The sequence below is a fragment of the uncultured Microbacterium sp. genome (assembly GCF_963524805.1).
In the GTDB taxonomy this organism is placed as follows: Bacteria; Actinomycetota; Actinomycetes; order Actinomycetales; family Microbacteriaceae; genus Microbacterium.
The window spans coordinates 198609-221493 of sequence record NZ_CAURGG010000001.1 but is presented as its reverse complement, the minus strand read 5'-3'; the positions used below and the strand labels follow the sequence as shown (position 1 = coordinate 221493).

General features: G+C 69.4%; 19 protein-coding genes. 5 read left to right on the top strand and 14 right to left on the bottom strand.

Features of this window, described 5'->3' with window-relative positions; translation table 11 throughout:
- Positions 1-6: 6 nt before the first annotated feature.
- From ligA to RWQ91_RS01100, 3 genes are read right to left on the bottom strand one after another with little or no spacing between them, the layout of a single operon-like run.
- Positions 7-2289 carry an NAD-dependent DNA ligase LigA gene (gene ligA / locus RWQ91_RS01110; RefSeq protein ID WP_314501998.1) on the bottom strand — a complete coding sequence of 761 codons (2283 nt, stop codon included), beginning with the start codon at positions 2287-2289 and terminating at the stop codon, positions 7-9.
- Between the two features lie 9 nt (positions 2290-2298).
- Positions 2299-3408, bottom strand: a complete 1110-nt coding sequence (gene mnmA / locus RWQ91_RS01105; RefSeq protein ID WP_314501996.1) for a tRNA 2-thiouridine(34) synthase MnmA — start codon at positions 3406-3408, stop codon at positions 2299-2301.
- 24 nt (positions 3409-3432) lie between these two features.
- The gene (locus RWQ91_RS01100; RefSeq protein ID WP_314501994.1) at positions 3433-4647 is read right to left on the bottom strand and encodes a cysteine desulfurase family protein; all 1215 of its coding nucleotides are present in this window, start codon (positions 4645-4647) and stop codon (positions 3433-3435) included.
- 55 nt (positions 4648-4702) lie between these two features.
- On the opposite strand from RWQ91_RS01100, the gene glgX reads away from it, so the two are divergent.
- The 3 genes from glgX to glgB all read left to right on the top strand — a co-directional run bounded on the left by glgX (position 4703) and on the right by glgB (position 11169).
- Positions 4703-6790: a glycogen debranching protein GlgX gene (gene glgX, locus RWQ91_RS01095; protein WP_314501992.1), complete on the top strand. Its 2088-nt coding sequence runs from the start codon at positions 4703-4705 to the stop codon at positions 6788-6790.
- Positions 6791-6889: 99 nt separating this feature from the next.
- Positions 6890-8974 carry a maltotransferase domain-containing protein gene (locus tag RWQ91_RS01090; protein ID WP_314501990.1) on the top strand — a complete coding sequence of 695 codons (2085 nt, stop codon included), beginning with the start codon at positions 6890-6892 and terminating at the stop codon, positions 8972-8974.
- Entirely contained in the window at positions 8971-11169 is a 2199-nt protein-coding gene (glgB, locus tag RWQ91_RS01085) for a 1,4-alpha-glucan branching protein GlgB (RefSeq protein ID WP_314501988.1), read from the top strand. Before RWQ91_RS01090 ends, glgB begins: the two co-directional genes overlap by 4 nt.
- Before the next feature lie 30 nt (positions 11170-11199).
- On the opposite strand, the gene RWQ91_RS01080 is transcribed toward glgB, so the two are convergent.
- Positions 11200-12138, bottom strand: a complete 939-nt coding sequence (locus tag RWQ91_RS01080) for a tetratricopeptide repeat protein (RefSeq protein WP_314501986.1) — start codon at positions 12136-12138, stop codon at positions 11200-11202.
- Positions 12135-13991: a glycosyl transferase gene (locus tag RWQ91_RS01075; RefSeq protein WP_314501984.1), complete on the bottom strand. Its 1857-nt coding sequence runs from the start codon at positions 13989-13991 to the stop codon at positions 12135-12137. The genes RWQ91_RS01080 and RWQ91_RS01075 overlap by 4 nt, the downstream gene beginning before the upstream one ends.
- Before the next feature lie 178 nt (positions 13992-14169).
- Here RWQ91_RS01075 and RWQ91_RS01070 point away from each other — a divergent pair, with 178 nt between their 5' ends.
- A complete protein-coding gene (locus RWQ91_RS01070; RefSeq protein WP_314501982.1) occupies positions 14170-15216 on the top strand; it encodes an AI-2E family transporter in 1047 nt (348 codons plus the stop codon).
- Positions 15217-15222: 6 nt separating this feature from the next.
- Here RWQ91_RS01070 and RWQ91_RS01065 read toward each other — a convergent pair whose 3' ends face one another.
- From RWQ91_RS01065 to rpsB, 9 genes are all read right to left on the bottom strand, one after another.
- Positions 15223-15951, bottom strand: a complete 729-nt coding sequence (locus tag RWQ91_RS01065) for an alpha/beta hydrolase (RefSeq protein WP_314501980.1) — start codon at positions 15949-15951, stop codon at positions 15223-15225.
- Position 15952: 1 nt separating this feature from the next.
- Positions 15953-16237: a hypothetical protein gene (locus RWQ91_RS01060; protein ID WP_314501978.1), complete on the bottom strand. Its 285-nt coding sequence runs from the start codon at positions 16235-16237 to the stop codon at positions 15953-15955.
- A gap of 4 nt (positions 16238-16241) precedes the next feature.
- Complete coding sequence (locus RWQ91_RS01055; protein ID WP_314501976.1) at positions 16242-16988, bottom strand: lytic transglycosylase domain-containing protein; 747 nt, start codon at positions 16986-16988, stop codon at positions 16242-16244.
- Between the two features lie 52 nt (positions 16989-17040).
- On the bottom strand, positions 17041-17601 hold the full coding sequence (locus tag RWQ91_RS01050; RefSeq protein WP_314501974.1) for a DivIVA domain-containing protein: 561 nt from the start codon (positions 17599-17601) through the stop codon (positions 17041-17043).
- Positions 17601-18647: a phosphatidate cytidylyltransferase gene (locus RWQ91_RS01045; RefSeq protein ID WP_314501972.1), complete on the bottom strand. Its 1047-nt coding sequence runs from the start codon at positions 18645-18647 to the stop codon at positions 17601-17603. The genes RWQ91_RS01050 and RWQ91_RS01045 overlap by 1 nt, the downstream gene beginning before the upstream one ends.
- 9 nt (positions 18648-18656) lie before the next feature.
- Entirely contained in the window at positions 18657-19211 is a 555-nt protein-coding gene (gene frr, locus RWQ91_RS01040; RefSeq protein WP_314502892.1) for a ribosome recycling factor, read from the bottom strand.
- 55 nt (positions 19212-19266) lie between these two features.
- Positions 19267-19986 (bottom strand): UMP kinase, encoded by a 720-nt coding sequence (gene pyrH / locus RWQ91_RS01035; protein ID WP_314501970.1) that lies wholly within the window; start codon positions 19984-19986, stop codon positions 19267-19269.
- 98 nt (positions 19987-20084) lie between these two features.
- Positions 20085-20912, bottom strand: a complete 828-nt coding sequence (tsf, locus tag RWQ91_RS01030; RefSeq protein WP_314501969.1) for a translation elongation factor Ts — start codon at positions 20910-20912, stop codon at positions 20085-20087.
- Positions 20913-21005: 93 nt separating this feature from the next.
- Positions 21006-21992, bottom strand: coding sequence for a 30S ribosomal protein S2 (gene rpsB, locus RWQ91_RS01025; protein WP_314501967.1), 987 nt, complete (start codon positions 21990-21992; stop codon positions 21006-21008).
- A 320-nt stretch (positions 21993-22312) separates the two neighbouring features.
- Here rpsB and RWQ91_RS01020 point away from each other — a divergent pair, with 320 nt between their 5' ends.
- A complete protein-coding gene (locus tag RWQ91_RS01020; protein ID WP_314501966.1) occupies positions 22313-22876 on the top strand; it encodes a M23 family metallopeptidase in 564 nt (187 codons plus the stop codon).
- Positions 22877-22885: the final 9 nt, after the last annotated feature.

The following is a 22885-nucleotide window of genomic DNA, read 5'->3' as shown; positions in this document are numbered from 1 at the left end:
ATTCGATCATCCCGCATCGGGATCGAGAGCGGTCAGCGCCGTCGGTCCTTCGGTGACGAGGATGCGGAACTGGGCGGCGTCGATGATGCGAACCCCGAGCTCTTCCGCCTTCGCGAGCTTGGAGCCGGCTCCCGGACCCGCCGCGACGAAGTCCGTCTTCTTCGAGACGCTGGAGGCCGCCTTGCCGCCCGCTGCGAGGATGGCCTCCTGCGCGCCTTCGCGGCTGTAGCCCTCGAGGGATCCGGGGGCGACCACCGTGAGGCCCTCCAGCACACCGCCCGCGGCGACGGCGCCGCCCGGCCCGGGGTGGCCGGGGGTGCTCAACCGTGCGCCGGCGGCCGCCCACCGCCGGACGATCTCCTCATGCCAGTCCACGTCGAACCACTCGCGCAGCGCGTCCGCGATGATCCCTCCCACGCCTTCGACGGCGGCCAGCTCGTCGCGCGAGGCCGCGCGGATCGCATCCACGGAACCGAACCACTGGGCCAGAGCGCGCGCGGCGACCGGTCCGACATGGCGCACGTTCAGCGCCACGAGGAACCGCCAGAGCTCCTTCGTCTTGGCCGCCCGCACGTTCGCCAGCAGCTGCGTCGCCGAGGCGGAGAGCACGAAGCGGGCGTCGCCGTCGAAGGGTCCCTCGGCGTCGAAGGCCGGGTCGGACTTCTTGCGCTGCCGCCGGAACGGAGACCGGGTGTCGGGAGCGCCGTCCTCGAGAAGCCGCGGCAGGCCCGTCTCGGCATCGCGGACGACCACGTCGATGGGGAACAGGTCCTCGGCGCGCAGCTCGAACAGCCCGGCCTCTGTCACGAGCGGCGGCGTCTCCGGACGCACGGGCTGGGTCAGCGCTGCCGCGGACACCTCACCGAGGCCCTCGATGTCGAGGGCGCCGCGGGAGCCGATGTGCTCCACCCGGCCACGCACCTGCGCCGGGCAGGATCGTGCGTTGGGGCAACGGAGATCGATGTCGCCTTCTTTGGCCGGGGCGAGGGGGAAACCGCACTCGGGGCAGTCGGTCGGCATGACGAACGCCCGCTCGGTGCCGTCGCGCAGTTCGACCACCGGACCCAGCACCTCGGGGATCACATCGCCCGCCTTGCGAAGCACGACGGTGTCGCCGATCAGCACGCCCTTGAGCTTGACGACCTCCTGGTTGTGCAGGGTGGCTTGACGCACCACGCTGCCGGCGACGCGCGCGGGCTCCATGACCGCGAAGGGCGTCGCGCGGCCGGTCCGCCCGACCGAGACGACGATGTCCAGGAGCTTCGTGTTCACCTGCTCGGGCGGATATTTGTAGGCGATCGCCCAGCGCGGCGCGCGGCTGGTCGCACCGAGCTCATCGTGCAGGGCCAGCTCGTCGACCTTGACCACGATGCCGTCGATCTCGTGTTCGACGTCGTGGCGGTGGGTGCCGTAGTGCCGGATGAACTCGTCAGCCTCCGCGGCGGACCCGGCGACCGAGAAGTACCGGCTCGTCGGAAGTCCCCACGACTCGAGCAGCGCGTACACCTCGCTCTGCGTGGCGACGGGCGGCTCGGGCCAGGCGCCGATCCCGTGCACGGTCATGCGCAGGCGCGAGAGGCGCTGGTGGACGGCGTCCAGTTGACGCTCGTTCTTGCCTTCGGTCTTCTGCCGCAGCGATCCGCTCGCGGCATTGCGGGGATTCGCGAACACGCGATCGCCCATCGACTCCTGGTAGGCGTTGAGCGATTCGAAGTCCGCGACGTTGAAGAACACCTCACCGCGCACTTCGACCAGCGCCGGGTGCCCCTCCCCGGAAAGCCGGGACGGGATGCCGCCGACCCGCCGTACATTCTCGGTGACGTCCTCGCCGACACGGCCGTCGCCACGGGTCGCGGCCGACACGAGTCGTCCGTGCTCGTAGCGCAGCGAGAGAGCCAAGCCGTCGATCTTCAGCTCGCACAGATAGTGCACCGGCCGCCCGGCATCCCGCTCCACCTTCGCCGCCCACGCCAGGAACTCGTCATCGCTGAAGACGTTGTCCAGGCTCAGCATGCGCTCCGCGTGTTCGACGGGTGCGAACAGGGAGCCCGATGCCGCGCCCACCGACAGTGTCGGCGAGTCCTGTCCCTGCAGTTCGGGGTGCAGCCGTTCGATCGCCTCGAGGCGCTGCATCCAATGGTCGTACGTGGCGTCGTCGACGACGACGGTATCGCGTCCGTAGTACGCGTCGCGGGCCTGGAGGATCAGCTCGACCAGCCGCACGGACTCGTCGCGGGCCTGGTCGAGGGAGAGGTCCGCAGGGTCTGCGGGGGGAGCGGCGTCCGTCACGCCCGTAGTTTACGAGCCGCCTGCGACAGCGGGAACCGCCGAGACCGTGCGGTCGATCGTGAACTGGCCGAGCACGCGCGTGCCGTCGTAGAGGACGGCGGTCTGCCCGGGGGCCACGCCGTCCAGCGGCGTCTCGGGCCGGACACTGACGTTCGCGCTCTGCACCACCGCCCGGGCGGGCACCGGGTCCGCGTGCGCGCGGATCTGCACGTGGCACGCGAACTCCTCCGCGCCGGGCGCCGCGCCGGCCCACGTGAACCTCCCGCCCGAGATCTCGCCGATCGCCAGCGCCTCCTTCGGGCCGACGACGACCGTGTTCGACACCGGTCGCACCTCGAGCACGAAGCGGGGCTTGCCGTCCGCGGCGGGCACGCCGAGGGCCAGCCCGCGCCGCTGTCCGACGGTGAACGCATGCGCACCCTCATGCGCGCCGACGACAGCACCGGAGCGATCGAGGATCTTCCCGCGCTCGGCGCCCACGCGCTCGGCGAGCCAGCCGCGCGTGTCGCCGTCGGGGATGAAGCAGATGTCGTGACTGTCGGGCTTGTTGGCGACCGTGAGGCCGCGGGCCTCGGCCTCGGCGCGCACGAGCGCCTTCGAGGGCGTCTCCCCGAGCGGGAACATCGTATGGGCGAGCTGGTCGGCGGTCAGCACCCCGAGGACGTAGGACTGGTCCTTGGCGTTGTCGCTGGCCCTGTGCAATTCGCGCCGGCCGGTCGGACCCTCCCGCAGGATCGCGTAGTGGCCCGTGCAGACGGCGTCGAATCCCAGATCGAGCGCTTTCTCCAGGACGGCCGCGAACTTGATCCGCTCGTTGCATCGCATGCAGGGATTGGGTGTGCGACCGGCGCTGTACTCGGCGACGAAGTCCTCGATGACGTCGTCGCGGAAGCGCTCGGAGAAATCCCACACGTAGAAGGGGATGCCGAGGCGATCAGCGGCGCGACGGGCGTCCATGGCGTCCTCGATCGTGCAGCAGCCGCGACTGCCGGTGCGCAGCGTCCCGCCCGCGCGCGAGAGCGCCAGGTGCACGCCGACCACGTCATGCCCGGCATCCACGGCGCGCGCCGCAGCCACGGCGGAGTCCACTCCCCCGCTCATCGCCGCCAGAACACGCATGCGACGAGTCTACGATCCTGAGGCTCAACCGCGCCTGAGAGCGCCGACCGCACGGGTCGACAGGCCCGCGCTGCGCGCGCGCTCGTACGCATCCGGCAGCGCGGCCAGGACCGCATCGACGTCTGCGTCGGTCGTGGGCTTGCCCAGCGTCAGGCGCAGGGCACTGCGGGCAGCCGCGTCGCCGAATCCCATCGCCCGCACCACGTGCGAGGGCTCGGGCACGCCGGCTTGGCACGCCGAGCCGGTGGAGACGGCGATACCGGCCATGTCCAGCAGCAGCAGCAGCGAGTCGCCCTGGGCGCCCGGGAACACGGCGTGCAGATGCCCCGGCAAGCGCTCGGCTCCGGCCGCCGAGACCCGCATCTCGGGGATCCGGGCGCGCAGGCCGGCCTCGAGGCGATCGCGCAGCGCGCCCACCCGCGCCGCCTCGTCGGCGAGCTCGGCCACCGCGAGCTCGGCTGCGACGGCGAAGGCGAGCGCACCGGCGACGTCCTGCGTCCCGGCACGCAGGCCCCGCTGCTGTCCGCCGCCGTGCAGCAGCGGCTCCACCCGCGCCTCGCGGGAGACCACCAGAGCGCCGACACCGACCGGTCCACCCAGCTTGTGGGCGGCCACGCTGAGGGCGACCAGGCCCGAGCTGCCCGCGCCGGACGCGGTTCGCAGACCTCGAAACGACAGCGGAAGATGTCCGAAGACGCCCACCGCGTCCACGTGCAGGGGAACGCCGGCGTCGGCGGAGGCCGTGGATGCCGCCACGACCGGCTGAACCGTGCCGACCTCGTTGTTCGCCGCCAGCAGTGTCGCCACGGCGGCATCCCCGGAACCGACGGCAGCCTCCCACTCGAGGAGGTCGAGCCGCGCATCGGCGTCCACGCCCACCCACTCCAGGTCCGCCACCTCGTGGGCACTGAGCCACTCGAGCGTGTCCAGCGTGGCGTGGTGCTCCGCGGAGGCCGACACGATCGCCGTACGCCCTGTGCTCTCCCGCCGACTGCGGTACAGACCCGCGATGCCCAGATTCACCGACTCCGTGCCCCCGGAAGTGAAGACGACCTCGATCGGATCGCACTCCAGCGTCGCGGCCAGCCGCTCGCGCGCATCCTCCAGCACCCGGCGCCTCGACTGCCCGGCGCCGTGGATGGACGAGGCGTTGCCGACATCGTGCGATGCATGGAGCCAGGCCTCACGGGCCTCGGGCCGCAGCGGTGTCGTCGCGGCGTGGTCCAGGTAGACGACCATGGCTCCCCCGCTCCGCGTGACCTGACCTGCTCCCGGCCTTACTACTGTAGAGCGCATGGTTTCGACCGAACCCCTGACCGCGCTCGCCCCGCCGCCAGGACTGTTGAGCTCCGAGCTCGACGACCTCGGCGTCACACTCGGACCCGACGGCGGAACTCTGCGGGTGTGGTCCGCGCACGCCAGCGAGATCGAGCTGGTCGTGTTCGACGACACCGATCTGGACTGGATCACGGACACGATCGCCCTGCGTCCGGCGGAGGGCGGCGTCTGGAGCGTGACCACACCGCTCCTTCGGCCGGGCACCCGCTATTCGATCCGCGTCGACGGACCGCACGCGCCCGGCAGCACCTTCAACCCCGGAACGCTGCTGGTCGAGCCCTACGCCAAGGGACTGGTCAGCGGCGGCTTCGAGGACTGGCGAGCCGTCGTGATCGACGGTGCGTTCGACTGGGGCGGGATCCGCAAGCCCGCCGTCCCCATGGATCGGACCGTCATCTACGAGGGACACCTCAAGGGCATGTCCAAGCGGCACCCGCTCGTTCCCCCCGCGCTGCACGGCACCTACGCGGGTCTGGCCCACCCGGCGATGATCGAGCACTTCCTGTCCTTGGGCGTGACGAGCATCCAGCTGCTGCCGGTGCATGCCTTCGCGACCGAGCCGCGCCTGCTGCAGCACGGCCTGACGAATTACTGGGGCTACAACTCGCTGAACTTCTTCACCCCCCATGGCGCCTACGCCACCGAGGAGAACCGCCGGCACGGCCCCGAGGCGGTGCTGCGGGAGTTCAAGGGCATGGTCAAGCTCCTGCACCAGGCAGGCCTAGAAGTCATCCTCGACGTCGTCTACAACCACACCGCCGAAGAGGCGATCGGCGGTCCCCGCACCAGTCTGCGCGGCATCGACAACCGGTCCTACTACCGGCAGCAGGAGGACGGCGTCTACATCGACGTGACAGGGTGCGGCAACTCGCTGAACACGTCCACCGATGCCGCCGCCCGCCTGGTGCTCGACTCGCTCCGCTACTGGGCGAACGACGTGCAGGTCGACGGCTTCCGATTCGACCTGGCCGCCACACTGGGCCGCGACGCCGGCCACCACTTCGCGCCCGATCATCCCCTGCTGCGCGCGATCGTCGACGATCCGGCGCTGGCCGGCGTGAAGAAGATCGCCGAGCCCTGGGATGTGGGCATGGGCGGCTGGCAGACCGGCAACTTCGGCGACGGCTGGCACGAGTGGAACGACCGCTACCGGGACCGCGTCCGCAACTTCTGGCTGAGCGACGTCGACTACGCCCGCCGCGCATCCACGGCCCCGGTCGGCATCGGCGGCTTCGCCACCCGGCTGTCGGGGTCCTCCAACACGTTCAGCGTCGAGCGCGGACCGCTGGCCAGCGTCAACTTCGTCACAGCCCACGACGGCTTCACCCTGCGGGACCTCGTCTCGTACGACGTGAAGCACAATGTCGGCAACGGCGAGCAGAACCGGGACGGCGCCGACACGAACCGCTCGTTCAACCACGGTTCGGAAGGTCCGACGTCGGACGAGGGCATCCTCGCCACCCGCCGCAAGGCGATGCGCAACCTCTTCGGCACGCTGCTGCTGTCCTCGGGGGTGCCCATGATCACCGCCGGCGACGAATTCGCCCGCACTCAGCGCGGCAACAACAACGCCTACTGCCACGACTCGCCGCTCACCTGGATGTCGTGGGACCACGCGCCGTGGCAGAGTGACCTGTTCGCGCACGTGCGGCGACTTCTCCAGCTGCGCCGCGAGAACCCCGCGTTGCGGCCGAGCCGGTTCGCGAGACTCGATGAGCGGACTCCGTCGGCCTCCGTGATGGAGTGGTACGACCAGACCGGCAGCACGATGTCGATCGACAAGTGGACCGACCCCTCCCACCGCACGCTGCAATACGTCGCGGCATCCACGCCCGAGAACGAGGCGTTCAACCGCATCCTGCTCATGGTCCATGGAAATGAGCGTCCGGTCGAGGTCACGCTGCCGACGATTCCCGGTGTCACTTCTTTCGTCTCCCTGTGGTCCAGCGAGGACGAAGCGCCGGATGCCGCCGGCGAGGAGTTCCTTCCCGGTGACATCGTCCCGCTCGGCGGCACGTCCATGCGGCTGTTCCGCGCGGAGTGAGCCGGCGCCGCGCTGCGGCGTCCGAACTCGGCACAGCCGGCGATCGATCCGGCGCGCCGCAGGCTGTCCACCCGTCGGGCGGCGGGGTAGGTTCGAGAGGTGGTCACGACGTCGCGCACCGAGCGCACCAGCCCCTGGCGAAGCGCCTCTCCGATCCCGGTTCGAGCGGCGGTCGACACCCAGCCCGATCGGGCGACGGCGACCCCCCGCATCCCCCTCGCGCTCTCCTCCCCCTCCGTGCCGGACGGGGTGTTCCGCCCCAGCGCCTACGCGGGCGAGATCGTCCCGTTCCGCACGACGGCCTTCCGCGAGGGCCACGATCGCATCGGCGTGCATGTGCGTCTCTTCGCGCCGTCCGGCGATGAGTCGCTGCACCGCCTGGAGCCGCTGAACGACGGGTTCGACCGGTGGGAGACCGCCATCACCCCGCTCGAGGAGGGCGTCTGGGGCTTCCGCTTCGAGGCGTTCGCGGATGACTTCGGAACGTGGGAGCACGCCGCCGACCTGAAGATCGCCGCGGGCGTCGACGTCGCGGTGATGCGCGAGATGGGAGCGCGCCTGTTCGACCGCGCGGTCTCCGAGAAGTCGCGACCGATCAGCGAACGGCGCCGGCTGGAGAGCGCCGCAGCATCGCTGCGCGACCCGTCGGTCACCGACGAGGCGACGCTGGAGATCGTGCGTGATCCATCGATCGCCGAGTACTTCGCGCAGCGTCCGCTCACCTCGCTCATGAGCATCGGGCCGCGGCTGGAGCTGCTCGTCGAGCGCGAGCGGGCCGGCGTCGGTGCCTGGTACGAATTCTTCCCGCGGTCCGAGGGAGCGCGTCGCCTCAAGGACGGCACGATCAAGAGCGGCACGTTCCGCACAGCCGCCCGGCGGCTGCCGGCCGTCGCGGCGATGGGGTTCGACGTGCTCTACCTGCCGCCCATCCACCCGATCGGCCGGCTCAACCGGAAGGGACGCAACAACACCCTCGACCCGCAGCCCGGCGATCCGGGCTCGCCCTGGGCGATCGGCTCCGACGAGGGCGGCCACGACGCCGTGCATCCCGACCTCGGCACGCTCGCCGATTTCCGGGCATTCGTCCGCGCGGCGCGTGCAGAGGGAATCGAGGTCGCGCTCGACTTCGCCCTGCAGGCGGCGCCCGATCATCCGTGGGTGGCGGCGCACCCGGAGTGGTTCACGACTCTCCCGGACGGCTCCATCGCGTATGCCGAGAACCCGCCCAAGAAGTATCAGGACATCTATCCGATCAATTTCGACAACGACCCGGAGGGGATCCGCGCCGAGGCGCTGCGGGTGCTGCGGCACTGGATCGCCCAGGGCGTCAAGATCTTCCGCGTGGACAATCCGCACACCAAGCCGCTGCAGTTCTGGGAGTGGCTCATCGCGACGGTGTCGGCGGACCATCCGGACGTCGTCTTCCTCGCCGAGGCCTTCACGCGCCCCGCGCCTCTGCAGGGCCTCGCCCTCGCGGGATTCCAGCAGAGCTACACCTACTTCACCTGGCGCAACACCAAGCTGGAGCTGGAAGAGTTCCTCACCGCACTCGCCACGGACACCGCGCACTTCCTGCGCCCGAATCTGTTCGTGAACACCCCCGACATCCTCACCGAATATCTGCAGTACGGCGGGCGGCCGGCGTACAAGATCCGGGCCGCGATCGCCGCGACCGGTGCCCCCGCCTACGGGGTGTACGCCGGCTACGAGCTGTACGAGAACGTCGCGCGGCCCGGTTCGGAAGAGAACATCGACAATGAGAAGTACGAGTACAAGCTGCGCGACTGGGCCGGCTCGGAAGCGCGCGGCGATTCGCTCGCTCCGTATCTGACGCGACTCAACGAGATCCGCCGCGCGCACCCGGCACTGGGGCAGCTGCGCAATCTCCGGCTTCACTGGAGCGACGACGACGCGATCCTCGTCTTCTCCAAGCGCATCGGAGCGGAGCTGTCGCCCACGGGTCACTCCGACACGATCATCGTCGTCGCCAATGTCGACCCGCACTCGGTGCGACAGACGATGGTGCACCTGAACACGCGCGAGTGGGGGGTGCCGCCCGGCGAGCCCTACGAGGTCGAGGAGCTTCTGACCGGCGAGCACTGGACGTGGTCGGATCACAACTTCGTCAAGCTCGACGCGTTCACAGAACCCGTCCACATCCTGCACGTGAAGGAGTCTCGATGACGAGTCCCACCGATGACCTGCTCGACGCGGTCGCCGCCGGATCGCACCACGATCCGCATTCCGTCCTCGGCATCCATCTCGGCTCCGATGCGGAGGGCGCTGCGGAGTGGACGATCCGTGCCCGCCGGCCCCTGGCGCGCAGTGTCACCGCGGTGTTCGAGGACGGCACGCGCGTGCCGCTCGAGCACGTGCGCGCCGGAATCTGGGAAGGCGTGCGCTCCGGTGAGGCCGGATCCTACGAACTCCTGACCTCGTACGAGAACGCGCCGGATTTCAGCGCCGTGGACCCGTACCGCTTCGGACCGGCGATCGGCGAGCTGGATCTGCACCTGATCCGCGAGGGCCGGCACGAGGAGCTCTGGCGGGTGCTCGGAGCACACGTGCGGACGATCGACGGCATCGCGGGCACCGCCTTCACGGTGTGGGCCCCCAACGCCCAGGCAGCTCGGGTTGCGGGCGACTTCAACAGCTGGGACGGCTCAGCGCACGCGATGCGCTCCATGGGCGGAAGCGGCGTCTGGGAGCTGTTCATCCCGGGAATCGGCGCCGGGACGACGTACAAGTTCCAGCTGCTGACGCGCGGCGGCGAATGGATCCTCAAGGCCGATCCCATGGCGCGCTACGCGGAAGTGCCCCCCGCGACGGCATCCGTGGTCACCGATTCCGCTTACGCGTGGCAGGACTCCGCGTGGATGACTGCCCGGGCCTCCCGTCAGCCGGTGTCGCAGCCGATGTCGATCTACGAAGTGCACTTCGCCTCGTGGCGCCCCGGCCTCTCGTACCGCGACGGCGCCGACCAGCTCATCGACTACGTCACCGCCCAGGGCTTCACGCACATCGAATTCCTGCCGCTCTCCGAGCACCCGTTCGGCGGATCCTGGGGCTACCAGGTCACCGGCTACTACTCCCCCACGAGCCGGTTCGGAACGCCGGACGACCTGCGCTACCTGATCGACCGGCTGCACCAGGCCGGTCTCGGGGTCATCATGGACTGGGTTCCGGGGCACTTCCCGAAGGATGCCTTCGCGCTCGCCCGCTTCGACGGGGAAGCCCTGTACGAGCACCCCGACCCGAGACGCGGCGAGCACCGCGACTGGGGAACCTACATCTTCGACTACGGCCGCAATGAGGTGCGCAACTTCCTCGTGGCCAACGCACTCTACTGGTTTGAGGAGTTCCACGTCGACGGCCTGCGCGTGGACGCCGTGGCCTCGATGCTCTACCTGGACTACTCCCGCGAGGAAGGCGAGTGGGTGCCGAACGTCCACGGCGGCCGGGAGAACCTCGAGGCGATCCGGTTCCTGCAGGAGGTGACGGCGACCTCGTACAAGCGCTACCCCGGCATCGCGATGATCGCCGAGGAGTCTACGAGCTTCCCCGGCGTCACCGCTGCGACCAGCCGCGCGGGCCTCGGCTTCGGGTTCAAGTGGAACATGGGCTGGATGAACGATTCGCTGCAGTACATCGCGCGGGATCCGATGTACCGCGCTCACCACGAGGGCGAGCTGTCCTTCTCGTTCGTCTACGCGTTCAGTGAGAACTTCATCCTGCCGATCAGCCATGACGAAGTCGTCCACGGCAAGGGCAGCCTGTTCGCGCGCATGCCGGGCGACCACTGGCAGAAGCTCGCGAACATGCGTGCCTTCCTCGCGTACATGTGGGGACACCCCGGCAAGCAGCTGCTGTTCATGGGTCAGGAGTTCGGTCAGCTGTCGGAGTGGGCCGAGGGTCGGGGCCTGGACTGGTGGATCCTCGATCAGCCCTCGCATGCGCAGCTGCACGGGTTCGTCGCGACGCTCAACAGCGTCTACAAGGCGCAGTCGCCGCTGTGGGCGCGCGACAGCGACGGCGCCGCGTTCTCACGGCTCGGCGGGCCGAGCTGGAATCCGAACGTCATCGCGTTCTCGCGCAAGGACTGGCATGGCAACACCGTCGTGGTGGTCTGCAACTTCTCGGGCGTGCCCGTGAACGGCTACACGCTGGATCTGCCCGAGTCGGGCGTCTGGCACGAGATCCTCAACTCCGACGCGCAGGAGTACGGCGGGTCCGGCGTCGGCAATCTCGGAGCCGTCCATGCGAGCGAATCCGGGCGCGCCACGATGGTGCTCCCGCCGCTGGGAGTGCTCTGGCTCCAGCACGACAAGCAGGCGCACCTTCCGTCCCAGACGCCCAGCGGACGCCTGCTGCTGCCTTAGCGGTTGCAGGCCCGAGAGCGCCCGGAGGACTCAGAAGAGCAGCGACGCCAGGCGACCGCGGGCACTCACGACGCGGGGATCCGCGTCGCCGATGAGTGCGAACAGCTCGACCAGCCGCTCGCGCACCGGGGCGCGCTCGTCGGGCGCAAGCGCTGCGAACAGATCCAGCAGCCGCCCGAAAGCGTCCTCGACGTGTCCGCCGGCCAGGTCGAGATCGGCGACGGCGAACTGTGCAGCGGGGTCCAGAGGGGCTGCCGCGGCAGCCGCGCGAGCCTGCGCCAGATCGAGGTTCTGCACGCGGTCCAGCAGCTTGACCTGGCCCAGTCCGGCGCGGGCCTCGTCGTCGCGGGGATTCTCCGCGAGGGCCTTCTCATAGGCGACGATCGCGCGCGCGTAATCTCCCGCCTCGATCGCTTCGAACGCCTCGGCGTGAAGCGGTGGCAGCGGGGGCTCCACCTCGGCCTGTGGTTCGCCGTCGAGCTCGCCGTCTGCGGAGACGTCGAGCGTCCCCGTCACGCCGTTCTGCGCCGCCAGCTGCAGCAGCTGTGCGAAGACCTCACGGACCTGCTGCTCGGGGACGGCGCCGGTGAACAGCGGCACGGGCTGCCCGCCCACGAGCGCCACCACCAGAGGAATCGACTGCGCCCGGAAGGCCTGCGACAGCTGCGGATTCGCGTCGACGTCCACCTTCGCGAGGACCAGCCGTCCGCCCAGCTCGAGCACGACCCGCTCGAGGATCGGGCTCAGCTGCTTGCAGGGACCGCACCACTCGGCCCAGAGGTCGATGACGACCGGAACCGTCCGAGAGAGCTCGAGCAGCTGCGGGAACGTCTCGTCGGTCACATCCATGACCAGGGAAGGAGCGGATGCCGGGGGCTGCGCACCGGCAGGCGCCGGTGCCGGGCGGTTGCGGAGCGCGGAGAGGTCGACGGCGCCGCGGAGTGCAGCGCCCAGGGGGACGTCCGTCAAGGGATCACCTTCGCATCGAGGATCTGGGAGGCATATCCCAGGAGGCGGATCTTCTCGGTGGAACCGAGAGCGGGAACGTAGAAGAAGAGCTGGTCGCTGAACGTGGTCGTGAACCCTGTCGCGGACTGCTCGGCACCGGCGAGCGTCTTGACGCGGGGGTTCGTGTCGAGCTTGATCACCGCGTCGGCGTTCGTCGGCTTGACGGTGTCGACCTCGTTCACGTGCACCGCGACGATCGCGCCGCTCTCCAGTGTCGCGAGCGCGAGCGGGGGGTGCGCTCCGGCGACGGTGTCGAAGGAGAGGCTTCCGGTCGATGCGGCGGTGGTGTTGAAGTCGGCCAGGCGCTTCTCCCTGTCGGCCGCGACGCTCGTGCGGAACTGATCCCCCTCCGCCTCGAACTGGGAGGAGAACTCGCTCGCCTCGCCGTTGTTGACGACGTCGGCGTATGCGGCCGCGAGCTGGTCGGGAGGCATGACGAGGAAGGACGAGTCCGGCGGCACCTGCTGGGCTCCCACGTATGCCGGCGCGAGGTCGGGCATCTGGGTCGCCGCTTCGAGGCTGGACAGGTACGTGAGCTTGTAGGGCGCCCACGCGTCTTCCTGCGTCATCAGCATGATGCTCGCGGTCTTGTCGGCCTCGTCGTTCACGACCGCCATGACCGAGCGCGGCCAGCCGTCGTACGCCTGCGGAAGGACGATCTCCAGCGGCTTGGTGGGGATCGCCGGCAGTGCCGCCTCGTCCGGCAGCGCACCGCGCAGGCGGTAGTTGGTCTCCCGCTCATCGAGGACGGCCCCGTCGAGGCGGCTCGCGGCAAGTGTCGCGTCCATCGCGGTGTCGGCCTCTGCGGCCGTCTCGGCGATGCGCGTGATGATCCGCTCCGCCTGGGCCTTCGTGACCGCGGGTGATTGCTGACCTTCGGGGACGATCACGGACTCGGTCGGGGTGGGGGTCGGACTTCCGGCGAGCTGCGGCCAGGAATCCGAGGAGCAGCCGGCGAACAGGAGGGCGGAGACGGCGACGGCCGGGATCACGATGAAAGCGCGTTTCCGGCTGGTCACGGAGCGGCGCGTCGGGGCGCCCGCACTGATGACGCCCTTGTCGGACCCCTCGACGGCCAGATCGATGGGCTCGGTGACCGGCAGGGGCAGACCCTTGCGGCGAGGGCCTCGGGACCGGCGCGCGTGACGGATGCCGAGGATGTACAGGAAGACGCCGATCGCCATCAGAATGCCGCCAGCGACGATGAGGGGCCCCGCCCATGGCGTCGTGCGTGCGACGGCCCAGGAGACGCTGACCTCGGAGGGAGCCGCGGCGGTGCCGTCGGTCGCGACCAGGACGCTCATGTCCTCGGGCAGCTGCAGGGGTGCGATCAGGACGTCCTCCTGCTGGAACTCGTCCAGCCACAGATCCGAGCCGATCGGGCTGCGCGCGTCGAGGGGCTCCGCGGCGGCATCCGTGGTCTCCTCGGGGGAGGGAGTCGGTGAGGGGTCGGTCGTGTCGGCCGCGTTCGTGTCGGCGTCCTCGACGTCGGCGGGGGGGACGAGGTCGGAGACCGCTTTTCCCGATGCGCTGAGCGAGACGGCGTTGTACTCCGTGTCGGCCAGCCAGGCCTTCATGTCCGTCGTACGACCGTACGCGGCGAAGATCTCGCCGTCACCCTGGGCACGCAGCGTCTGCGCGCCGGGAAGCTTGTTGAGCACCGCGCCGTCGATCAGCAGGTACGGCGCCTCTTCCGAGGCTGTGACATCGACGGAATCAGACCGGGGACCCTGGAAGACCGTGCGCTGAGCGATGCCTGCGCCGATCATCACGGCGGCGAGCACGAAGGCCGCCACAGCCCACACGAAACGCACGAATACACCTCTCCTGGGCCCGCGGGGGAACGGTGCGGGCCGTCGACTCGACATTTCAGACTAGCGAAAGAGACCTGAGCGTCGCCCGGGAGGTGCCAATCCCCGCGCTGAGTGCGACCTCCGCATATCCTGACCTGACAGCACACCACTCCCCGAACGGGGAGAGTCAGGAGTCACCGTGAAGGTGCACAACCCATTCCGCGTCGCGCTCGTTGCGACCCTCGGCGTCGGGGTGGGACTGCTGCTCATCGGCAGCGTCCAGACGCTCTCGACGATCCTTCTCTACGTCGGCACTGCGCTGTTCCTCAGCCTCGGGCTGGAACCGGCGATCGCCTTCCTCGAGCGGCGCAAGCTCCCCCGGTGGGCAGCGGTGCTGATCACGATCCTGGGACTGCTCGCGCTCTTCGGCGGCATCATCCTCATGCTCGTACCGATCATCGCCAGCCAGATCAGCCAGCTCATCGAGGCGATCACGAAGCTCATCGAGAGCGGCACGACCCTCGATGACGTGAAGACGTGGCTGGGTGGGGTGTTCCCGAATCTCAACGTGGACGAGGTCTTCTCGTTCATCGAGGACTGGGTCAACAATCTCGACTACGGCTCGATCGGCCAGGGTGTGCTCGCCGTCGGCGCGACGGTGCTGGCCGGCATCGCCGGTGCGTTCATCGTGCTCATCCTGACCATCTACTTCACGGCATCGACCCCGAACCTGAAGGCGGCCGTCTACCAGCTGGTCCCGGCTTCCAAGCGGGCGCGCTTCATCGACATCGCGGAGCAGATCACGAAGTCCGTCGGCTATTTCGTCATGGGCCAAGTCATCATGGGCGTCATCAACGGCGTGCTGAGCGCGGTCTTCCTGTCGATCATCAACGCGCCCTTCCCTGCGGTCCTGGCCGTCGTGGCGTTCTTCTTCTCACTGATTCCCCTCGTCGGCACTCTGACCGGCTCGGCGATCATCGTGCTGACCTGCCTCGGGCTGGGGTCGCCGACCACGGCGCTCATCGCGGCGATCTACTACCTGATCTACATGCAGATCGAGGCATACGTCATCTCGCCGCGCGTCATGAACCGCGCGGTATCGGTCCCCGGCGCCGTCGTCGTGATCGCCGCGCTCGCCGGCGGCTCGCTGCTGGGCCTGCTCGGAGCGCTCATCGCGATTCCGGTCGCCGCCAGCATCCTCATCATCTACCGCCAGGTCATCATCCCCCGGCAGAACGAGCGCTGAGCCGGATCAGGCCTCTTCGCCCGGCGGGCCGTCCCATTCGGTGGCCAGCGGAAGGGCGTCCGGGTTGACGGCCGCGACGATCTCGGTGAGCACGCGGCGAGTCTGGTTCTCGCCGACCCACAGGTGCTTTCCGCCCTCGACGGCGACCAGAACGGCATCCGGAACGCTCGCGAAGCGCTCGGCGGCCGCGTCCGGACGCAGATAGTCGTCCAGCTCGGGGACGAGCAGGACCACCCGGCGAGCCGCTCCCGCCCACGCCGCGACCTCCTCCGGGGTGGTGCGATGCAGCGGCGGGGAGAGCAGGATCACGCCCTCGATGTCATGATCGAGGCCGTACTTGAGCGCAAGCTCCGTGCCGAAGGACCAGCCGACCAGCCACGGGCGGGGCAGCCGCCGCGCCCGCACGAAATCCATCGCCGCGGCCACGTCGAACGCCTCGGCCCGACCGCCGTCGAAGGCGCCGTCGCTCGTGCCGCGCGGCGACGTCGTGCCGCGGGTGTTGAAGCGCAGGACGGCGAGGTCGGCGAGAGCGGGCAGGCGTGCGGCGGACTTGCGCAGAATGTGGGAGTCCATGAATCCCCCGGCCGTCGGAAGGGGATGTAGGGTCACGAGTGTCGCGACCGGCTCGGCCTGCAGCGGCAGGGCGAGCTCGCCCACGAGGGTCAGCTCGTCGAGCGTGCGCAGTTCGATCTCCTCGCGGCGGGCGGGCAGCAGAACGGGTCCGCGGATGTCCATGTCAGGCGATCCTCCAACAGTGCGAATGCCAATGACGCCGCCCCGAGAGGTCGGCCTGATCGCCGAGCACGCCGTCAGCGCGCCAGACCACGACGTGCGCCGTCGCCGGCGCAACAGCGCGACCGCAGCCGGGGCAGGTGTACGACTTGACAGCCTGGGCGGCGGACACGGGCTGCACGGACCACTCGATCCCCCGACGCGTCTCCGTGCGCCTCCAGCCGCTCAGCAGCCGATCGAGAGCCTCGTCGTCCGGCTCTTCCGAGCGTCGACGATTCGACCGCGGCATGTGCTCAGTACCAGCCGACCGACTCGGAGTGCGCCCATGCGCCGCACGGGTCGCCGTAGCGCCCCCCGATGTAGTTCAACCCCCAGGCGATCTGCGTCGCGGGGTTCGTCTCCCAATCCGGTGCGACCGATCCCATCTTGTCGCCCGGCAGCGCCTGCGGGATGCCGTACGCCCCGCTGCCCGCGTTGTAGGCGTTCACGCGCCACCCGGATTCCTTGTTCCACAGCGCCACGAGGCAGGCGAACTGGTCATCGCCCCACCCTCGGCCCCGGACCATGTCGTACGCGATCGCCTGAGCGGTGCCCGGATCGGGGGAGACGAACGGCGGCGACCAGGCGGCAGAGGACGACTCCTCGGCGACTTCCGGCTCCGGTTCGGGAGTGGGCGTGGGGGTCGGCTTCGGCGCGACGTAGACCGTGTAGCCGCTGCGGCCGAGGTCGACCGCAGCGACGGCGGCGCCCTCGGCGCTCGCCTGCAGCAGCAGACGCTGAGCGTCGCCGAGGGTGCTGGAGTAGAGCGTGATCGGCGCGCGTTCCTGCGCACTCGCCTGCGAGAGCGCACTCCCGGTCGGTCCGATGTAGGCGGCCACGAACCCCAGGGCGGCGAACGCGGCGAAGACTCCGAGAACACCGCGTCGGCGCGACCAGCGCTGCGGCGGCGCCGACGAGCTGCGACCGCTGTGCGACGCGACCGTCGCCACGTCGTGACGGGTCGTCCGTCGCGCGGGCAGCATCTCGTCACCGGGGGTCACAGTGCTCCGAGTCTAGCCGGGCACGCACGGGCCTGCCATCCGCAGAGGGTGCTCACGCGACGGCGAGCATGACCTCGATCACGGCGTCGAGCACCGCGTCCACCTGAACCTCCCGGTACCCGCCCCGCTGCATCCGGAAGGCGACGGCCCGCACCTGCTCGACGGTCACCGAGTCCCCCGTTTCGAGGTATTTCGCGAGCTTGTCGGCGACCAGGTCGACCTCGTCGATGCGGTAGCCGTATCGCAGGGGCCCCACGCGGTCGAACCGCCGGCCCTTCGGCCGCGACAACCGGTCGAGCACGACCTGAGCGGTTTCGCGTGTCTGACCGACCCAGGCATGCGCGCCCTCGTCTGCCACGGCGGCTTCCCGCTCCCGCGCGGCGAAAGCATCCTCGATGCGGCCGAGCGCGGCATCCACCGCGGCGATGACGTAACCGTGGCGCACGAGGGGGAAGGCCGCCCGCCGTACGTCGGCCGCGGTCAGGGGCTCGGCGTCGGCCTCGAAGGCACGCCGGGCGCGGATCAGGAAAGCGTCCACCGCGCGCCGCTCGTAGCCCTTCACCGAGCCCGAGGTCTCGGGGAAGGTGATGGCGGGGGTCTCGACGGCGCCCATCAGGCGGCCAGCGGGGCGAATGCGTAATACAGCGCGAGCGCCGCCACGACGGAGGGCAGTATCGAATCCAGGCGGTCCAGCACTCCCCCGTGTCCCGGCAGCCACGAGCTCATGTCCTTGATCCCGAGGTCCCGCTTGATCATCGACTCGCCGAGATCGCCGGCGGTCGCCGTTCCGAGCACCACCGCGCCGAGGATCAGCCCCGGCCACCAGGGCAGCCCCAGCATGAACAGCGAGAGCAGCACGCCCGCGATCAGGGCCGCCAGCGCGGCGCCGGCGAATCCCTCCCACGTCTTCTTGGGGCTGATCTTCGGGGCCATCGGGTGCTTGCCGAACGACAATCCGGTCGCATACGCGCCGGTGTCGGATGCGACGGCGATGATGATGAACGCCAGGACCCACCACTCACCGCCGTCCTGACGCAGCAGGATCAGACAAAGGCTGGTCAGGAACGGAACGTAGAGCTGGATGAAGCCGGCGATCAGCACGTCGGCGAGGACGTCGCCGTACGTGCGGCCGTCCCGGGCGAACATCTGCGCGAGCAGTCGCCACACGATGACGAGGGCGACCGCGACGAAGACGACCACCCAGTGCAGCCACAGTCCGACGAAGAAACCCGAGAGCACCAGGATCGTCCCGATCACGAGCTGCGGGATCAGATCGACCTTGCGTCCCGAGCCGATCAGGGCCCGACTGAACTCGAAGATGCCCAGGATCGCCGCCCCCAGCGCGAACAGGACGAAGACGGGCTTCCAGAAGATGAGCGAGGCGATGAGCACGGCGCCGATCGCGAGACCGATCAGGATGGCGAGGATCAGGTTGCGTCCGGTGCGCTGCTTGATCCGCTCGTTGGCCTCCTCGAATTCGGCGCGCTTCTGCGCGACCTGATTCTCGAACTCGCTGCGCGCGGCGCGCACGTGCGACTGGAAATCGGGATGCTGGTCGGCGGCCCCCGGGGTGCGGCGCGTGCTCGAGGCGTCCCGCCTCGTCAGCGGCGGCAGCGAGGGTGGCTCGCTGCCCGGAAGATCGCCGGATGCGTCGGTCATCAGTGGGGCTCAGACCTCGAGCAGCTCGGCTTCTTTGCGCTTGAGCGCCTCGTCGATCGCGTCGACATGTGCGCGTGTCAGCGCGTCGAGCTCCTTTTCGGCGCGGGCGAGCTCGTCCTCGCCGATGTCGCTCTTCAGGCTGTCGAGGTCGTCCTTCGACTTGCGGCGGATGCCGCGAACGTGGACCTTCGCGTCCTCGCCCTTGCCGCGAACGATCTTGACGTATTCGCGGCGGCGCTCTTCGGTGAGCTCCGGCAGCGTGACCCGTACGAGGTTGCCGTCGTTGGTCGGGTTCGCCCCGAGATTGGGCGTGTCGCGGATCGCCTGCTCGATGGCCTTGAGCGCCGACTTGTCGTACGGGGTGACGACGAGAGTCCGCGCCTCCGGGTTGTTCAGCGACGCCAGCTGAGCCAGCGGCGTCGGTGTTCCGTAGTAGTCGACCAGGATCTTCTGGAAGAGCTGCGGGTTCGCCCGGCCGGTGCGGACGGTGGCGAAGTCGTCCTTCGCGCCCTCCACAGCGCGGTCCATACGCGATCCGGCCTCAGCCAACACGTCCGCGATCACAGTGACTCCCATCGGTAGATCCAGAGGCTTCAGTCTAGTGGGGAGGGCCTTGAGCTCACGCGGTGACGAGCGTGCCGATCGGCTCGCCCAGGAGCGCGCGCGTGACGTTGCCGGCCGGTTGCATGCCGAAGACTCGCATGTCCATGCGGTTGTCCATGCACAGGCTGAACGCCGTGGAATCGACGACCTTGAGCCCGCGCTGAAGGGCGTCGAGGTAGGTGATCCGTTCGATCATCGTGGCGCTCGGATCCTTGTGCGGGTCGGCGGTGTACACGCCGTCCACGCCGTTCTTGGCGACGAGCACTTCGGAGGCGCCGATCTCGAGCGCGCGCTGAGCGGCGACGGTGTCGGTGGAGAAGTACGGCAGCCCAGCGCCCGCACCGAAGATCACGACGCGGCCCTTCTCCATATGACGCTGAGCGCGACGCGGGATGTACGGCTCGGCGACCTGGGTCATGGAGATCGCGGACTGTACGCGGGTGGCGGCTCCCGCCTGCTCGAGGAAGTCCTGCAGCGCGAGGGCGTTCATGACGGTGCCGAGCATCCCCATGTAGTCGGCGCGCCCGCGGTCCATTCCCCGCTGACTGAGCTCGGCACCCCGGAAGAAGTTGCCGCCCCCGACGACGACGGCGATCTCGACGCGGTCCACCGCCGCGGCGATCTCGCGAGCGATCTGACTGACGACATCGGGGTTCACCCCGAGCTGTCCGCCTCCGAAGGCCTCTCCTGAAAGCTTGAGCAGCACCCGCCGGGTTCCGGTGGCCTCATCGATCACGTGTCGTCCTCTCGTCGAGTACAAACTATCCGAGCGTGCGGCGTGTGCCGCACAGCAGAAAAGGCCCGCATCTGCACGATGCGGGCCTTCTCACGGTGCTACGCGCCGACCTTGAAGCGGGCGAAGCCCGTCAGGGTCAGACCGGCGTCCTTCGCGACCTGGGCGACGGACTGCTTGTTGTCCTTCGCGTAATCCTGGTCGAGCAGCGAGACCTGCTTGAAGAACGCGTTCACGCGGCCCTCGACGATCTTCGGAAGGGCGGCCTCGGGCTTGCCCTCCTGGCGGGAGATCTCGGTGACGATCTCGCGCTCCTTGTCGACGTCGGCCTCGGGGACCTCGTCGCGCGAGAGGTACGTGGGGTTGGCGAACGAGATGTGCTGCGCAATGCTGCGCGCAGTCTCGGCGTCCTCACCCGAGTAGGCCAGCACGACGCCGACCTGCGGGGGCAGGTCCTTGCTGGTCTTGTGGAGGTACACCTCGAAGTGATCGCCGCTGAGGGTGCGGACGCGCCGCAGCTCGACCTTCTCGCCGATGATGGCGGCCTCGTCCGAGATGAGCGTCTCGACCGTGCCGGCGCCCGCGGGCGCAGCCAGGGCGCTCTCGACCGAGTCGGCGGCGACGGCGGCGGCCGCGTCGGCGACCTTGTCGGCCAGCGCGATGAAGCGCTCGTTCTTCGCGACGAAGTCGGTCTCGCAGGCGAGCTCGATCAGCGTGACCTTGCCGTCCTGCTCGCGAGCGGCGACGAGGCCTTCGCTCGTCGAGCGGTCGGCGCGCTTCGCATTGCCCTTCGCGCCCTTGAGTCGGAGGATCTCGACGGCCTTCTCGACGTCGCCGTCGGCCTCTTCGAGCGCCTTCTTCGTGTCGACCATGCCCGTGCCGAGCTGGTCGCGCAGCGCCTTGATGTCGGCGATGGTGAAGTTTGCCATGGGTGGCGGCTCCTTGCTTGTGATGAGTTCAGTGGGATGCGTCGGCGGGGTCGTTCAGAACGACCCCGCCGACTGCGTGTTGCGGAAGTTCGACTACTTCGCGGCCTCGGCCTCGGCGGCCTCGACCTCAGCGACGGGCTCGCCCGCGGCATCCGCGATGGCTTCGTCGTGCGCCTCGGCGCCGGCGGCGTCGGCGGCCGTCTCGGTGGCCGCTTCGCCTTCGACGGCACGTTCGGCCTCGACGGCCTCAGCCAGGTCGGCCTCGGCGATCGCCTCGTCGGCGACCTTCTCGGTCTCGGCGGAGGACTGCTCGGGCGCGCTCTGCTCGAGCAGCTCCCGCTCCCAGTCTGCCAGCGGCTCGGCGGCCTCGGCCGACTCGTCCGTGGGGTTGTGGCGCTGGATGAGGCCCTCGGCGGCGGCGTCGGCGATGATGCGGGTGAGCAGTCCCACCGAGCGGATCGCGTCGTCGTTGCCGGGGATCGGGTACTGGAACTCGTCGGGGTCGGCGTTCGTGTCGAGGATACCGATGATCGGGATGCCGAGCTTGGTCGCCTCGTTGACCGCGAGGTGCTCGCGCTTGGCGTCGACGACCCAGATCGCGGACGGCGTCTTGGACATGTTGCGGATACCGCCGAGCGACTTGTGCAGCTTGTCGAGCTCGCGCTTCTTCAGCAGCAGCTCCTTCTTGGTGAAACCGCTGTCGGCCGGGTTCTCGTAGTCGAGCTCCTCGAGCTCCTTCATGCGCGCGAGGCGCTTGGAGACCGTCTGGAAGTTCGTGAGGAGGCCACCGAGCCAGCGCTGGTTCACGTAGGGCTGGCCGACGCGGGTCGCCTGCTCGGCGATGATCTCCTGGGCCTGCTTCTTCGTGCCGACGAACAGAACGGTGCCGCCGTGGGCGACCGTCTCCTTGACGAACTCGTACGCCTTGTCGATGTACGTCAGCGACTGCTGCAGGTCGATGATGTGGATGCCGCTGCGCTCGGTGAGGATGAAGCGCTTGACTTTCGGGTTCCACCGGCGGGTCTGGTGTCCGAAGTGGACGCCGCTGTCGAGCAGCTGGCGAATGGTGACGACGGCCATGGCCGTTCTCCTGTTCTCGACGCTCGGAAGCGCCGCTTGCGGTTGTGTCTTCCGCCGGACCGATCGGCCGGCGAGCCTGGTGCCCGGCACACTCCCGCTCGAGAGCGAAATCGCTCTGCAAGACCGGTGGGAGTGGATGCCGCGCCGCCGGGAACCTGACGTTCTCGGCTGCGCTCTGGGCACGCGTATTCACCTCGACGAGCAAGGTGTCCCCTCAGTGTACCAGCCGCCCCTCCTCCCCAGCGCTCGGGCGCCGCCGTCTGTCCCCCGGCGCCGAGCGTCCGCCGCCACCTCGTTCGGCGTCCCATCAGGCTGGTCGCATGCGTTCACCGCGCTCGCACTCATCCGGACCCACCGCGGCCTGCGCTGCCGGCCTCGTGCTCCTGCTGGTGACCGGTGTTGCGGGTGACCGAGCTGATGCGCTCGGCGACTCCGATCTCGCACCGGTCGGGCAGGAGTCGGCGGAACTGGCGGAGAAGGGCTGGGTCTGGCCCGCGGAGACATTTCGCATCGCCCGCGCGTTCGTCGCTCCGGCACACGAGTACGGTCCGGGTCATCGCGGCGTCGACCTGGACCTGCTCGGCGCCTCTGCGGTGCGCGCGCCGGCCGACGGAATCGTGGCCTTCTCGGGGGCGGTCGCCGGCCGGGGCGTCCTCACGATCGACCATGGAGACGGACTCGTCACCACGCTGGAGCCCGTCGCCAGCGCGCTGGGGCCGGGAACCCTCGTCATCCGCGGAGAGCCGGTGGCAACCTTGTCCTCAGGCGGACACGCGACGGTGGGTGCCCTGCACTTCGGCGTACGCCTCGATGGCGTCTACATCAATCCGATGCTGTTGCTGGGCATCGTGCCGAGGGCGGTGCTTCTGCCCTGCTGCGACTGATGCGGTGCG

Excerpts from the sequence above, each read along its gene's own strand:
- rpsB (WP_314501967.1), bottom strand. The coding sequence starts at position 21,992 with ATGGCCGTCGTCACCATTCGCCAGCTGCTCGACAGCGGCGTCCACTTC.
- tsf (WP_314501969.1), bottom strand. The coding sequence starts at position 20,912 with ATGGCAAACTTCACCATCGCCGACATCAAGGCGCTGCGCGACCAGCTC.
- RWQ91_RS01100 (WP_314501994.1), bottom strand. The coding sequence starts at position 4,647 with ATGGTCGTCTACCTGGACCACGCCGCGACGACACCGCTGCGGCCCGAG.
- RWQ91_RS01020 (WP_314501966.1), top strand. The coding sequence starts at position 22,313 with ATGCGTTCACCGCGCTCGCACTCATCCGGACCCACCGCGGCCTGCGCT.
- mnmA (WP_314501996.1), bottom strand. The coding sequence starts at position 3,408 with ATGCGTGTTCTGGCGGCGATGAGCGGGGGAGTGGACTCCGCCGTGGCT.
- RWQ91_RS01065 (WP_314501980.1), bottom strand. The coding sequence starts at position 15,951 with ATGGACATCCGCGGACCCGTTCTGCTGCCCGCCCGCCGCGAGGAGATC.
- RWQ91_RS01045 (WP_314501972.1), bottom strand. The coding sequence starts at position 18,647 with ATGACCGACGCATCCGGCGATCTTCCGGGCAGCGAGCCACCCTCGCTG.
- RWQ91_RS01050 (WP_314501974.1), bottom strand. The coding sequence starts at position 17,601 with ATGGGCGCCGTCGAGACCCCCGCCATCACCTTCCCCGAGACCTCGGGC.
- RWQ91_RS01060 (WP_314501978.1), bottom strand. The coding sequence starts at position 16,237 with ATGCCGCGGTCGAATCGTCGACGCTCGGAAGAGCCGGACGACGAGGCT.
- glgX (WP_314501992.1), top strand. The coding sequence starts at position 4,703 with ATGGTTTCGACCGAACCCCTGACCGCGCTCGCCCCGCCGCCAGGACTG.
- glgB (WP_314501988.1), top strand. The coding sequence starts at position 8,971 with ATGACGAGTCCCACCGATGACCTGCTCGACGCGGTCGCCGCCGGATCG.